Annotated in this window: 15 protein-coding genes; 13 read left to right on the plus strand and 2 right to left on the minus strand. The window is 29.6% G+C overall.

Going from position 1 to position 14,900, the window contains the following annotated elements; translation table 11 throughout:
* Positions 1 to 130: zinc ribbon domain-containing protein (locus Q3287_RS15270; protein WP_407964379.1), on the plus strand; the 130-nt coding region annotated here is incomplete at its 5' end.
* A 148-nt stretch (positions 131 to 278) separates the two neighbouring features.
* A complete protein-coding gene (locus Q3287_RS15275) occupies positions 279 to 941 on the plus strand; it encodes an HAD family hydrolase (protein ID WP_407964366.1) in 663 nt (220 codons plus the stop codon).
* Between the two features lie 192 nt (positions 942 to 1,133).
* Here Q3287_RS15275 and Q3287_RS15280 read toward each other — a convergent pair whose 3' ends face one another.
* Positions 1,134 to 1,427: a spore coat protein gene (locus Q3287_RS15280; protein ID WP_407964367.1), complete on the minus strand. Its 294-nt coding sequence runs from the start codon at positions 1,425 to 1,427 to the stop codon at positions 1,134 to 1,136.
* A gap of 5 nt (positions 1,428 to 1,432) precedes the next feature.
* The gene (locus Q3287_RS15285; RefSeq protein ID WP_330413236.1) at positions 1,433 to 1,558 is read right to left on the minus strand and encodes a hypothetical protein; all 126 of its coding nucleotides are present in this window, start codon (positions 1,556 to 1,558) and stop codon (positions 1,433 to 1,435) included.
* 529 nt (positions 1,559 to 2,087) lie between these two features.
* On the opposite strand from Q3287_RS15285, the gene purE reads away from it, so the two are divergent.
* The 11 genes from purE (at position 2,088) to Q3287_RS15340 (ending at position 14,842) form a co-directional block, all read left to right on the plus strand.
* Positions 2,088 to 2,564 carry a 5-(carboxyamino)imidazole ribonucleotide mutase gene (gene purE / locus Q3287_RS15290; protein ID WP_003425290.1) on the plus strand — a complete coding sequence of 159 codons (477 nt, stop codon included), beginning with the start codon at positions 2,088 to 2,090 and terminating at the stop codon, positions 2,562 to 2,564.
* A gap of 3 nt (positions 2,565 to 2,567) precedes the next feature.
* Complete coding sequence (gene purC, locus Q3287_RS15295) at positions 2,568 to 3,266, plus strand: phosphoribosylaminoimidazolesuccinocarboxamide synthase (protein ID WP_054268779.1); 699 nt, start codon at positions 2,568 to 2,570, stop codon at positions 3,264 to 3,266.
* An 11-nt stretch (positions 3,267 to 3,277) separates the two neighbouring features.
* The gene (gene purF, locus Q3287_RS15300; RefSeq protein WP_054268780.1) at positions 3,278 to 4,645 is read left to right on the plus strand and encodes an amidophosphoribosyltransferase; all 1,368 of its coding nucleotides are present in this window, start codon (positions 3,278 to 3,280) and stop codon (positions 4,643 to 4,645) included.
* Positions 4,639 to 5,715 (plus strand): phosphoribosylformylglycinamidine cyclo-ligase, encoded by a 1,077-nt coding sequence (gene purM, locus Q3287_RS15305; RefSeq protein ID WP_054268781.1) that lies wholly within the window; start codon positions 4,639 to 4,641, stop codon positions 5,713 to 5,715. The genes purF and purM overlap by 7 nt, the downstream gene beginning before the upstream one ends.
* Positions 5,709 to 6,302: a phosphoribosylglycinamide formyltransferase gene (gene purN, locus Q3287_RS15310; RefSeq protein ID WP_054268782.1), complete on the plus strand. Its 594-nt coding sequence runs from the start codon at positions 5,709 to 5,711 to the stop codon at positions 6,300 to 6,302. The genes purM and purN overlap by 7 nt, the downstream gene beginning before the upstream one ends.
* Complete coding sequence (purH, locus tag Q3287_RS15315) at positions 6,295 to 7,827, plus strand: bifunctional phosphoribosylaminoimidazolecarboxamide formyltransferase/IMP cyclohydrolase (protein ID WP_074178091.1); 1,533 nt, start codon at positions 6,295 to 6,297, stop codon at positions 7,825 to 7,827. The genes purN and purH overlap by 8 nt, the downstream gene beginning before the upstream one ends.
* A 10-nt stretch (positions 7,828 to 7,837) precedes the next feature.
* Positions 7,838 to 9,088, plus strand: coding sequence for a phosphoribosylamine--glycine ligase (purD, locus tag Q3287_RS15320; RefSeq protein ID WP_074178090.1), 1,251 nt, complete (start codon positions 7,838 to 7,840; stop codon positions 9,086 to 9,088).
* 24 nt (positions 9,089 to 9,112) lie between these two features.
* On the plus strand, positions 9,113 to 12,919 hold the full coding sequence (locus Q3287_RS15325; RefSeq protein WP_407964368.1) for a phosphoribosylformylglycinamidine synthase: 3,807 nt from the start codon (positions 9,113 to 9,115) through the stop codon (positions 12,917 to 12,919).
* A gap of 476 nt (positions 12,920 to 13,395) precedes the next feature.
* Positions 13,396 to 14,067: a lytic transglycosylase domain-containing protein gene (locus Q3287_RS15330; RefSeq protein ID WP_407964369.1), complete on the plus strand. Its 672-nt coding sequence runs from the start codon at positions 13,396 to 13,398 to the stop codon at positions 14,065 to 14,067.
* A gap of 8 nt (positions 14,068 to 14,075) precedes the next feature.
* Positions 14,076 to 14,504, plus strand: coding sequence for a YaaR family protein (locus Q3287_RS15335; RefSeq protein WP_407812018.1), 429 nt, complete (start codon positions 14,076 to 14,078; stop codon positions 14,502 to 14,504).
* A gap of 23 nt (positions 14,505 to 14,527) precedes the next feature.
* Positions 14,528 to 14,842, plus strand: a complete 315-nt coding sequence (locus Q3287_RS15340) for a FliM/FliN family flagellar motor switch protein (protein WP_407812017.1) — start codon at positions 14,528 to 14,530, stop codon at positions 14,840 to 14,842.
* The last annotated feature ends 58 nt before the right edge of the window (positions 14,843 to 14,900 follow it).

Consider the following 14,900-nt stretch of genomic DNA (forward strand, 5'->3'; position numbering starts at 1 on the left):
CAAAAACGAGGGAATGAAGAATTTAAGTATAAGAGAATGGATTTGTCCTTGTTGTAATGTAACTCACGATAGAGATATAAATGCAAGTATAAATATACTAAAAGAAGGATTAAGACTAATAACATTTTAAAATAGATAACGTATGTAAGAACCGTAGGAACTACGGGGATAGCCTGTGGAGAGTTTGTAAGACATATTTTAGTGCGAAATTCTATGAAACAGGAACCCTGTGACTTTAGTCATGGGAGGTTCAGGTAGACGATACTTTATACAATCAATTGACACCTTTTTATATTGCATATGATAAGATATTTTCTTCAGTAAAAGGTATTTCTGTTGAAGATTTATATATAAGCAGTAGAAAGTATAGTGATGAAGTGTTCCATTTGACTGAGAGTGGAGATATGCCAATTGAGAAAATGCATGTATATAGAATAATGAAGGCTTTTGAAGAATTAGGAAATCCTATTAAAGAAAAGGATGCCCAAAATTTTCAAGATGAATATATATATCAGCAATCACAAATTACTTTAATACCAGAAATTGAGCAGGTTTTGAATTTTTCTAAAGAGAGAAATATTAATATAGGAATCATAACGAATGGACCATCAGCACATCAAAGAATGAAGTTAAAGCAGTTGAATGTTGAAAACTGGGTCGACAAAAATCATATTTTTATTTCTAGTGAAGTTGGTTTTTCTAAGCCAGATATCAATATCTTTAGAATGGCTGAGAATGTTATGAATTTAGATAGAGAAAATACATATTATGTAGGTGATTCTTATAAAAATGATATAGTAGGTTCTAAAAAAGCTGGATGGAAGAGTATTTGGATGAATCATAGAAGTCATGGAGTAGAAGAATTGTTTTATAAGCCTGATTTTATAATCTCAGAATATAAGTCTCTATTGTTTTTGCTTATAAAAATATGTAGTAAATAAAATGTTAGTGATAGAATTGCATAAAATAGTTAAGAGTAGCTATGTAAAATTATATATTTAAATTGTGGGTAATCTATTTTTTATTAAAAAATAGATTATTTAGAAAAAGGGGATATCTTAAAATGAAAATTTAAATATCCCCTTTTAATTATCTAATTAAAATAAAATAATTAGAAATATGTTTTGTTTGGCTTAATCAATAACATTTTGGGATTCCTTATAGCTACATGTTAACTGTTGAATAGGTTTATCATATGGCTTAACCCATCCTTTATTAATACTTAACTCTGTAAGTGCTGTATGACCTTCAAACATTTGAGTTAGTGAAGCTGAATATATAGCTCTCAATTCAGGTGTACTACTTGTTAATGCAGAATTAAGGTACATATTAGCAGCTGCTTTAGCAGATGAAAGCATGCTTAATATTATTACTTTATCGTCTATATAAGTATTGTTTTTAATTAGATTTTCTATCATATTTCTCATATTGTCTATACCTCCTCAGAAATTAGTATCTCATTTTCAACTATAAATTGTTGTATAGCTTTAATTCTTCCTTCTGTTGCTAATATACTAGATTCTGATTGTCTTTTTAGGTCTTCATCTGATATTAACATATTGATGTATGTCTTAATTTTCAACAAAATAACCATAACACTTTTTTACAATGTTTTATATTTTCTTTATATTAAATTCTAGTAAAATTACATACTAATAAAATCTCATAGTAGAGTTATCATTAAATATATTTAAGATAAATTATATAAGTATTCATTTAGACAGAAATTATTTGTATGTACTTTTTCAAGAGTAGATATGAATTTTTGTTCAAAGATTAATCTTGCTATTAATTTATATATTTTATTTATCCTATTAAAATATATTCTTAAAATTTAATATAAAAATTTATGTTTATATATATTTGAAACTTATTTAAGAGAACCTAATTTTTATTTTAACAAAAAAACATAAATAAAGTTCGATACATGGCGAACGAAAAAAACACAAGTAATATTTTTTTTAAAAAATTTCAAAAAAGAGTTGATAATATATGTATATTAATATAAAATTTAATATATATAATTCGTATAATTATACGAATGATTTAGAGTGTAAAATAACTTATAAACGGAGAGGGGAAGTCTAATGAAAGTAGCAGTAGTTATGGGTTCAAAATCAGATTATCCAAAATTAGAAGAAGGGATAAAACTGCTTGAAAAATATGGAATAGAAGTTGTAGCAAGAGCATTATCTGCTCATAGAACACCAGAACAACTTTCAATATTCCTAAAAGAAATAGAAGATGATACTGATGTAATAATAGCAGCAGCAGGAAAAGCAGCACATTTACCAGGAGTAATAGCATCACAAACATTAATTCCTGTAATAGGATTACCTATTAAATCATCAACTATGGATGGACTAGACTCACTTTTATCAATAGTTCAAATGCCAAAAGGAATACCAGTTGCAACAGTTACAATAGATTTAGGTTTAAATGCAGCTTTATTGGCATTACAAATAATGACTTTAAAATACCCAAAATTAAAAGAGGATTTGAAATCATATAGAGAAGAGATGGCACAAAAGGTGCTAGAAGACGACAAGAATTTAAGGGGGTAGCAGATGTTATTATATGAAGGAAAAGCAAAACAAGTATACTCTACAGATAATGAAAATGAATATGTTGTTTACTATAAAGATGATGCAACAGCATTTAATGGAGAGAAAAAAGCAGAAATATCTTCAAAAGGGATATTAAACAATAAGATATCAACAATAATCTTTGAAATGTTAAAAGAAAATAATATAAATACACACTTTATAAAAAGTTTATCAGATAGAGAGATGCTAGTTAAAAAAGTAGAGATTCTACCATTAGAAGTAATAGTGAGAAATATCGCTGCTGGTTCTATTTGCAAAAGAGTTGGTCTTGAAGAAGGTGAAGTTTTCGATGAGCCAATCTTTGAAATAAGCTATAAAAATGATGCTTATGGTGACCCAATGTTAAATGACGATTATGCAGTAGCAATGAAATTAGCAACTAGAGAAGAATTAAAATTCTTAAGAGAAGAAACTTTAAAAATAAATGAACTACTAAAAGCATTTTTCTTAAAATTAAACCTAAAGTTAGTTGACTTTAAAATAGAATTTGGTAAAGATTCAGAAGGAAACATAATATTGGCAGACGAAGTATCACCAGACACTTGTAGACTTTGGGATGTAAATACAAATGAAAAGCTAGATAAGGACAGATTTAGAAAAGACCTTGGAGACCTTGTAGAAGGTTATACGGAAGTACTTTCAAGAATGAATAATAAATAGGAGGCAAATGTATGTGTGGAGTTTTAGGGATTTACTCTAATAAAGATGTAACTAAAGAACTATATTATTCTTTATATTCTATGCAACACAGAGGGCAAGAAAGCTGTGGTTTAGCTCTTTTAGATGATGGAGAAATTAAGTACAAAAAAGATATGGGATTAGTTGGAGATGTTTTTAAAGAAAGTGAACTATCTAAGTTAAAAGGAAATATAGGTATTGGACATGTTAGATATTCAACAGCTGGAGGGAGTCATGTTTCTAATTGCCAACCTTTAGTTGGAAGTTGTAGAAAAAGACAATTAGCCATAGCTCATAATGGAAATTTAGTTAATGCAAATTATTTAAAAGACATGTTAGAAGAAGATGGATATATGTTCCAAACTAATTCAGATACAGAAGTGATTTTATATATACTTGCAAGATATTACAAAGGTGATATAGTAGAAAGTTTAAAAATGACTATGGATTATATCAAAGGTGCATATGCTCTTGTAATAATGAGTCAGGAAGAATTGGTTGCAGTTAGAGACCCACATGGATTCAGACCTCTTGTACTTGGTAAAAAGGGTGATGAATATATATTTGCATCAGAAAATTGTGCAATAGATATACTTGGCGGAGAAGTTATAAGAGATGTAGAGCCAGGAGAAATAATAATAGTTAAAGATGGAGAATTAAAATCATATTTTTATTCAGAAAATTATAAGCCAGTTAAGAAGAGTTGTATATTTGAACACATATACTTTGCAAGAAACGATGCAACTATAGACAATGTAAATGCATATGAATTTAGAATTAAATGTGGTGAAAGATTAGCTCAAAATGAAAATGTAAATGCAGATATGGTAGTTCCAGTTCCAGATTCAGGTTGGCCAGGAGCTATTGGTTATGCAAATGCTAGTGGATTAAAAATAAGTGAAGGCTTAGTTAAAAATAGATATGTAGGAAGAACATTTATAAAACCTACACAAGAAGAAAGAGAAATAGCAGTAAAAATAAAATTAAACCCTCTTTCAACAATAATAAAAGGAAAATCTATAATTTTAGTAGATGACTCAATTGTAAGAGGAACTACATCTAAACAGTTAGTAAAATCTTTAAGAGAAGCAGGAGCAAAAGAAATTCATCTTAGAATAACATCTCCTCCAGTAGCTTACTCTTGTTACTATGGAATAGATACTCCAAATCGTTCTAAATTAATTGCATCAAGTAACAATGTAGAAGAAATGAGAGAATATATTGGATGTGATAGTCTAAAATTCCTAGATATAGAAGGAATGTTAGATGCAGCAGAACACAAGTCTACTTTCTGCAAAGCTTGTTTTGATGGAGAATACCCAGTTAAGAAAATTGATAAGGAGGAATTATTTTCATGTTAACATATAAAGAATCAGGTGTAGATATAGATGAAGGAAATAGAGCAGTAGACCTTATAAAAGGTAAAATAAAAGGAACTTATGATGGAAATGTAGTTGGAGATTTAGGTAACTTTAGTGGATTATACAGTTTAAAAGATTTTGTAGGAATGAAAGAACCAGTTTTGCTTGCATCTACAGATGGTGTTGGGACTAAGTTAAAAATAGCTCAAATGATGGACAAGCATGATACTGTTGGAATAGATTTAGTTGCAATGTGTGTAAATGATTTGATTTGTCAAGGAGCAAAGCCATTATTTTTCCTTGATTATATAGCTCTTGGGAAATTAATTCCTGAGCATATAGAAAAAATAGTTGGTGGAATTGCAGATGGTTGTAAAATGTCTGGTTGTGCACTAATTGGTGGAGAAACTGCTGAGATGCCTGGTATGTATGGAGATGATGATTATGATTTAGCAGGGTTCTCTGTAGGTATAGCAGACAAAGAAAAAATTGTTTCTGGAAATAGTGTTAAATCAGGAGATGTATTAGTTGGTATATCTTCAAGTGGAGTACACAGTAATGGTTTTTCTTTTATAAGAAAGATATTTTTAGAAACTTACAACTATAAGATGGAACAGTATGTTGAAGAACTAGGAATGACAGTTGGGGAAGCGCTTTTAACACCAACTAAAATATATGTTAAATTAGCTTTAGATGTATTAGCTAAACATGATATAAAAGCTATAGCTCACATAACTGGTGGAGGGCTTATAGAAAATATAACAAGAGTTATACCTAAAGGATTAGGATTAGACATTAATAAAAAATCTTGGGAGAAGCCTCCTATATTTAAAATGATAGAAGGTTTTAATGCTGTTGATGAGAGAGAACTTCATAAAAGTTTCAACATGGGTATTGGACTAGTTTTAATAGTAAATAAAGAAGATGCTAACAATGTTGTAGACTTTATAAACAATAGAGAAAATGACAATGCTGCTTATGTAGATAAAAAATACAGTGAGTTATTAGAAGATAAAGCATATATAATTGGTGAAGTAGTAGATAGTCATGAAGGTGTAGAATTATGTTAAATATAGGAGTTTTAATATCTGGTGGAGGAACAAATTTACAAGCAGTTATAGATGGAACTGAGTCTGGAAAAATAAAAGGTCAGGTTAAAGTAGTTATCTCAAGTAAGCAAGATGCTTATGGTTTAGAGAGAGCTAAAAATCATAACATAAAGGCAATTTGTGAAACTAATGAAGACAAGATAATAGAAATTCTTAAAGAAAATAAAATAGATTTAGTAGTTTTGGCTGGTTATTTAAAAATAATCAGCCCAAAGCTGGTTAATGAGTTTAGAAACAAAATGATAAACATACATCCATCATTAATTCCTTCATTCTGTGGAGCTGGATTCTATGGAGAAAGAGTTCATCAAGGTGTTATAGATTATGGTGCTAAAGTAACTGGTGCTACAGTTCATTTTGTTGATGAAGGTGCTGATACTGGACCAATTATAATGCAAGATGTAGTTAAGGTGAATCAAGATGATGATGCAAAGACACTTGCAAAAAGAGTGTTAGAAGTTGAACATAGGATTTTAATAGAAAGTTTAAGTCTTTTTTGTGAAAATAAATTAAAACTTCAAGGTAGGAGAGTGTTTATAAATGAGTAAGAGAGCTTTAATAAGTGTAACTGACAAGACAGGTGTAGTAGAATTTGCTAAAGAGTTAAACAAGCTAGATTATGAAATTATATCTACAGGAAATACTTTTAAGACATTAAAGGAAAATGGAGTTAATGTAATGCAAGTTGAAGATGTTACAAACTTCCCAGAAATATTAGATGGAAGAGTAAAAACATTAAATCCATATATACATGGTGGGATACTTTACAAAAGAGATAAAGAATCTCATGTGGAAACTGTAAATGAACACAAAATACATTCAATAGATTTAGTAGCTGTAAATTTATATGATTTTGAAGGAACTTTAAAGGCTGGAAAAAGTCATGATGAAATGATAGAAAACATAGATATTGGTGGACCATCTATGATACGTTCTGCTGCTAAAAACTATAAAGATGTAATAGTAGTAGTAGATATAAAAGATTATGATTCTATAATAGAAAAATTAAAAACAGACACAATGACATTAGAAGATAGAAAAAAATTATCATATAAAGCTTTCTCAACTACAGGAAGATATGATGCATTAATATCTAGTTATTTTGCTGGAGAAGTTGGAGATACATATCCTGACATATTAAATTTAACTTTCCAAAAAGAACAAACTTTAAGATATGGAGAAAATCCACATCAAAATGGTTTCTTATATTCACAATCAAATGCAAAAAATCCAATCTTAAACTATGAGCAATTAGGCGGTAAAGAACTTTCTTTTAACAACTTAAACGATTTACATGGATGTTTAGAAGTAATGAGAGAATTTAAAGATAGTGAAGAAGTAGTTTCAGTTGCTATAAAACATGCTAATTCATGTGGAGTGGGATTAGGTAAAGATGCTTTTGAAGCATATACAAAATGTTATGAAGCAGATAAAGTTTCAATATTTGGTGGAATAGTAGGAATAACTTCTACTGTAGACAAAGCTACAGCAGAGAAATTAAATGAAATATTCTTAGAGATAGTAGTAGCATATGATTTTGAGCCAGAAGCTTTAGAAATACTTAAACAAAAGAAAAATTTAAGAATATTAAAATTAGCTAAGATAGAAGATAGTTTACAACCATATGAAATGAAATATTTAGATGGAAAATTATTAATACAAGATAGAAATAGTACTTTAGCAGAGAAAAGTGAAAATGTAACAAAAGCAAAGCCAACAGATGAACAACTTAAGGATATGGAATTTGGTATGAGAGTAGTAAAAAATATGAAATCAAATGCAATTGCAATAGTAAAAAATGGTCAAACTTTAGCTTTAGGTTGTGGACAAACATCAAGAATTTGGGCATTAAAAAATGCTCTTGAAAATAACAAAGATAAAGACTTTACAGGAGCTGTTTTAGCATCAGATGCATTTTTCCCATTTGATGATTGTGTAACATTAGCTCATGAATATGGAATATCAGCAGTAGTTCAACCAGGTGGTTCTATAAAGGATAAAGATTCAATAGAAGCTTGTGATAAGTATGATATGGTTATGGTATTTACAGGAATAAGACACTTCAAACACTAAGGAGGATATTATGAAGATATTGGTTGTAGGCGGTGGCGGAAGAGAGCATGCTATATGCTGGAAACTAAGCAAAGAAAAGAATATAGAAAAAGTTTATTGCGCGCCAGGTAATGCAGGAATTGCAAATGTAGCAGAATGTGTAAATATAAGTGATACTAATATAGAAGAACTTTTAAAATTTGCAAAAGAAAATGAAATAGGTCTTACAATAGTAGGACCAGAAGTACCACTAGTTATGGGTATAGTAGATGAGTTTGAAAAGGAAGGTCTAAGAGTTTTTGGGCCTAATAAAAAATGTGCTCAACTTGAAGGAAGTAAAGCTTTTTCAAAAGATTTTATGATAAAACATAACATACCTACTGCAAAATATAAAGAATATACAAACTTAGAAGAAGCTATATCAGAAATAGATAGCTTTGGATATCCAGTAGTAATAAAAGCGGACGGATTAGCTGCTGGAAAAGGTGTTGTAATACCTGAAAATAGAGAAGATGCTATAGCAACTTTAAAAGAAATGATGTCAGATAAGAAGTTTGGAACTGCTGGAGATAAAATAGTACTTGAAGAGTTCTTAAAAGGAATAGAAACTTCAATCTTGGCATTTGTAGACAATGACACAATAGTTCCTATGGCAAGTGCAAAAGACCATAAGAAAGTAAATAATTATGAACAAGGACCAAATACTGGTGGGATGGGGACTTTTTCTCCTAGTGAAATATATACAGAAGAATTAGCAAATAAAGTAAAAGAGACAGTATTAGAAAAAACTTTAGAAGGATTCAAAAAAGATGGTCTTAACTTTAAAGGTATTTTATTTGTTGGTCTTATGATAACTGAAGATGGGGAGAAAGTACTTGAATACAATGTAAGATTTGGAGACCCTGAGACACAATCTGTTTTATTTAGATTAGAAACAGATTTACATGAGATAATGGAAGCTATATTGGATAATAAATTAAAAGATATAGAAATAAATTATAGTGATGATGAAGCAGTATGTGTTATGCTTACATCAGGAGGGTATCCAGACAGTTATGAAAAAGGAAAAATTATAACTGGTCTTGAAAACCTGGATGATGATATAGTAGTATTCCACAGTGGTACTAAGATGCTTGATGGTAATTTAGTTACTAATGGAGGAAGAGTAATTGGTATAACTGCAAAATCAACTACAGTTAAGGACGCAGCAGAAAAAGTTTATGAGAATATAAAGAAAATAAACTTTGAAGGAATGCACTATAGAACAGACATAGGAAGATAATTTTTCTAAAATGGAGGATAAGGTATGTTGAATACTGAAAATAAAGACTCAATGGTTAGAAGAGTATTAGTTGAAAAAAGAGAAGGTTTTGACCTTGAGGCTAAAGCTTTAAAAAAAGACTTGTTGGAAAGTTTACACATAAGTAATATAGAAAATTTAAGAATATTAAATAGATATGATGTAGAGGGAATATCAGAAGAAGTTTATGAAAATGCAGCAAAAACAATATTTTCTGAACCAAATCTAGATGTAGTATATTATGAAGAAATACCAGAGTTAAATGGTGAAAGAGTATTTGCGATAGAATTTCTTCCTGGTCAATATGACCAAAGAGGTGATTGGGCAGCTCAATGTATCCAAATCGTAAATCAAGGTGTAAGACCTGCTATTAATACAGCAAAGGTTTATATATTATCAGGTCAAGTAACTGATGAAGAGTTTTCTAAAATAAAAGATTACTGTATAAATCCAGTAGATAGTAGAGAAGCATCTTTAGAAAAACCAGAAACATTAAAAATGGAAACTGAAATACCAACAACAGTTGAAGTATTAGATGGATTTATAGATTTAGATGAAGATGGATTAAAAACATTTGTAAGTGAAAAAGGATTAGCAATGACTTTAGGAGACTTGCAACACGTTCAAAAATATTTTAAAGATACAGAAAAAAGAAATCCAACTATAACAGAAATAAAAGTTCTAGATACTTACTGGTCTGATCATTGTAGACACACTACTTTTATGACTGAAATAGAAAATGTAAAAATAGAAGATGGTAAGTTTAATGATATAGTAAAAGAAGCGTATCAAATGTATCTTAACTCAAGAGACAATGTGTATGTGAACAGACACAAAGATATATGTTTGATGGATATAGCTACAGTTGCAGTAAAAGAATTAAAGAAAAATGGAAAATTAAATGATTTAGATGAAAGTGAAGAGATAAATGCATGTAGTATAAATGTAGATGTTGAAGTTGATGGTAAGATGGAAAAATATTTAGTAATGTTTAAAAATGAAACTCATAACCATCCAACTGAAATAGAACCATTTGGTGGAGCAGCTACTTGCCTAGGTGGAGCTATAAGAGACCCATTATCAGGAAGAAGTTATGTTTACCAAGCAATGCGTGTTACAGGAAGTGCTGACCCAAGAACAACTTTAGAGGATACTTTACCTGGAAAACTTATGCAGAGAAAAATTACTACAGAAGCTGCTCATGGTTATAGTTCATATGGTAACCAGATAGGTCTTACAACTGGACAAGTTGCAGAAGTATACGATGAAAATTTCGTTGCAAAGAGAATGGAAATAGGTGCAGTTATAGCAGCAGCACCAAAAGAAAATGTAGTAAGAGAAAGACCAGAAGCAGGAGATGTGATAGTTCTTCTTGGAGGAAAAACAGGAAGAGATGGTTGTGGAGGAGCAACTGGTTCATCTAAAGAACATAGTGAAGAATCAATCTTAACTTGTAGTGCAGAAGTTCAAAAAGGAGATGCTCCTAACGAAAGAAAAATACAAAGATTCTTTAGAAATAAAGAAGTTGCTCAAATGATAAAAAGATGTAATGACTTTGGAGCAGGTGGAGTTTGCGTTGCTATAGGTGAAATTGCTGATAGTTTGGACATAAACTTAGATTTAGTGCCTAAAAAATACGATGGGCTTGATGGAACTGAACTTTCAATTTCAGAATCACAAGAGCGTATGGCTGTGGCTATAAAAAAAGAAAATAAAGATAAATTTATACAATTAGCAGTAGAAGAAAACTTAGAAGCTACACATGTAGCTACAGTAACTGATACAGGATATTTAAGAATGTTCTGGAATGGAAAAGCAATTGTAGATATAAATAGAGAGTTTTTGGATACAAATGGAGTAAAACAAACTACTGATGTCCATGTTACTAAAGTAGATGAAGAAAACACATTCTTTAGCTCTAATGAAATAGTGAAAGATGTTAAGTGTGCAAGTATGAAAGATAAATTTACAAAAGTATTATCTGACCTTAATGTTTGTTCTCAAAAAGGATTAGTTGAGATGTTTGATAATACAATTGGTGGTAATACAGTACTTATGCCATTTGGTGGAAAGTACCAAGCTACTCCAACTCAAGGTATGGTTGCTAAGATACCAGTACTTGGTGGAGAAACTAATACTTCTACAATAATGACTTATGGATACAATCCAAAGGTAGGAAAATGGAGTCCATTCCATGGTGCTTTATATGCAGTAGTAGAATCTGTGTGTAAATTGGTTGCTATTGGAGGAAATTACAGTACGACAAGACTTACATTCCAAGAGTATTTTGAGAAACTTGGTAATAATCCAGAAAAATGGGGCAAACCATTCTCAGCACTTTTAGGAGCATTCTATGCACAAAGTAAATTTGAGATACCTGCTATAGGTGGAAAAGATAGTATGTCTGGTACATTTAAAGATATTGAAGTTCCGCCAACATTGGTTTCATTTGCTGTTGATACAGTAGATGCTAGAAAAGTAGTATCTCCAGAATTTAAAAAAGCAGACTCAAAAGTAGTAATGTTATGTGTAAATAAATCAGAAAATGATGTTATAGATTTTGAAGAATTAAAGAAAAACTTGGATAAAGTAAGAGAACTTATACATGGAAATAAAGTTTTATCAACATATGCATTAGGATTTGCAGGTGTGGGTGAAGCAATAAGTAAAATGTCTTTTGGTAATAAAGTAGGATTTAAGTTTAGTGAAGAAGCTGAAAAGGCACTTACAGATGATAAATTATTTGAGGCTAGTTATGGAAATATAGTACTTGAATTAGCGAATGATGATTTAAATGTGTTAGGTGGATACAATTACATAGTGCTTGGAAGTACAGTTAAAGAAGCTAGTTTATTCATCAAAGGTGAAGAACTTTCATTAGATGAATTATATAAAGCACATTGTAGTACTTTAGAGCCTATATTCCCAACTAAAGCAGAAGAAGTAAAATCAAAGATAGAGACTATAAGTTATATATCACAAGGAGAAGCTAAAAAATCATCATTAAGTATAGCTACTCCAAGAGTATTTATACCAGCATTCCCTGGAACAAACTGTGAATATGACTCTGCAAGAGCATTTGAAAGAGCAGGAGCTAATGCAAATATAAGAGTATTTAAGAATTTAACTTATAAAGATATAGAAGATTCTATAGATACAATAGTGAATGAGATAAAATCTTCTCAAATAATAATGTTACCAGGTGGATTTAGTGCAGGTGATGAGCCAGATGGTTCTGGTAAATTTATAGCTACTGTATTTAGAAATCCTAGAGTACAAGAAGCTATAAATGAGTTTTTAACTAAAAAAGATGGTCTAATGCTAGGTATCTGTAATGGATTCCAAGTATTAATCAAATTAGGATTAGTTCCTTATGGAGAAATAAGAGTTCAGAGTGAAAATGCACCAACACTTACTTACAATAATATTGGTCGTCATCAGGCTAAGATTGCTAGAACTAGAATTTCTTCTAATAAATCTCCTTGGTTAGCTCAAACTAATGTTGGTGATATTCATAATATAGCAGTTTCTCATGGAGAAGGTAAGTTTGTTGCGAGTGAAGAGGTTATGAGAGAATTAATTGCTAATGGACAAGTGGCAACTCAGTATGTTGATTTTAATGACGAAGCTACTTATGATATTGAATTTAATCCAAATGGCTCATTCTATGCTGTTGAAGGTATAACTAGTGTTGATGGTAGAGTGTTTGGTAAGATGGGACATTCTGAGAGAATTGGTGAGGCAGTATATAAGAATATTATAGGTGAAAAAGACCAAAAGATATTTGAATCTGGAGTTAAGTATTTTAGATAAGGTCTTAATATTTAATTGGTAATTACAATTTATATTTTGGATATTTAAACTTAGAGAGATGTAATAATATGATTATAATCATTCAATATTACATCTCTTTTTTATTTATATAAAAATAATACATTCTACTCAAGTCAAAATATAAGCTATGTTATAATTAATTATTAAGCAGAATTGAATATTTATTGGAGGTAAACATGATTAATGAAAATATTAATAACAGGTTCTAATACACAATTAGAAAAAGAATGGTTATAAGTTAATAGGTATATTGTTTACAGAAAATATAATAAGATATTATGTAAAATATAAATATTTCTTTTGTTTATCCGATAATAATAATATGACTAAATAAATCTAAGGTTTTAATAAATTTTATATAAAACTATTGGAGAGAGGATTATATGAACTCAAGTAGTTTGGGTTTTATATGTTTAACTTTTAAGTCTATAAAATTTAGAAAGGGGAGTTTTATATTGAACGATATAAGTTCGCTAATTAATATACTGGCATTAACACAACTATCTAGTAGCAATACTACAAGTCAATGTAATTGTGGATATAATAATTCATCTGGATTTGATATGATTATGATGACACTGTTAAAAGCATTATCACAAAATAATCAACAAACATCTTTTAATAGTTATGATTCATTATCTAATTCTGAAAAGTTATTTAATGAACTTGATAATGCAGCAAGTAATATAATTAGTAAGTCTGTAGAAGTTGATACAAAAGATAAAAGTACAAAGTCAAGAATTGAAAATGCTGTAGAACAAGCATCAAAAAAATATAATGTGGATGCAAACCTTATAAAAGCAATAATTAAAGTTGAATCGGATTTTAATCCAAATACTGTTTCCTCTGCTGGTGCTAAGGGTCTTATGCAACTTATGCCAGAAAATTGTAGAGATTTGGGTGTTACAGACCCTTTTAATATAGAGCAGAATATAGATGCTGGAACTAGACACATTAAGGAATATATTGATATGTTTGGAGGTAGTATAGAAATGGGACTGATGGCATATAATGGTGGTCCTGGAAGGATGAAAAGTAGAGGGGTAGAATCAATTTCTGACTTGTATAAAATGCCAAAAGAAACGCAAAATTATATTCCCAAAGTTATGAAATATTATAGAGGGTAGGCTTTATTATGGGTATAAATATAGATAAGCTAAATATAGGTCCAAGTAGAAATATAGAGGTAAAGAAAACAAAGGAAAATAATAAATTTTCTGATAGTCTAAACTTTGTAAAACAATCTTCTTCATTAGAGGATATAAAAAAGAATCTAGAAAGTGTAAAAAGGGCTGGAGAAAGGCTTGTACTTACTCAAAATTATGGAGACATTAGTAGGTATAAAAATGCTGTAAAAGAATATCTAAAATCTGTCGTAGATAACATGTATTCACTTGATAAAAATAGTAGTTTTTGGGAACATCAGTATTATAAGAATGTAAAGATTGTTGATAATAAACTTGAAAAGATGACTAGTGAGTTACTTAGTGAAGAAAAAGAAAATATAGATATTGTTTCTACTGTTGATATGATACAAGGATTATTGATAGACATGTATAGATAAGATTACACAAGGAGAAAAGCTTTATGAATAGTAAAAAAGAGGATATATATGAATTGAATTTTGGACAACTAATAGAAGAAAAGACTGGAGTTATAGAAGAAAATCAAAATGTTTTTAATGCAAAAGTAAATGTATCTGTTTCTATAGGAAAAACAACAGAAACAATAAAAAATATATTAGGTTTAAAAGAAGGGTCTATAATAAAACTAAATAAGAATGTAGATGAGAAATTAGATATATATGCAAATGATAGATTATTTGCTTATGGAGAAAGTATTATTACAAATGAGAAATTATCTATAAGATTGTCTAAAATAGAAGATTCAGATATAAATTAACATTTTAAATAGTATCCCTTTAAGTTATTCTGTATGAGTTTAGCTAAGGGGATATTTT

This window comes from Clostridioides sp. GD02404 (assembly GCF_045898275.1).
Classification (GTDB): Bacteria; Bacillota; Clostridia; order Peptostreptococcales; family Peptostreptococcaceae; genus Clostridioides; species Clostridioides difficile_A.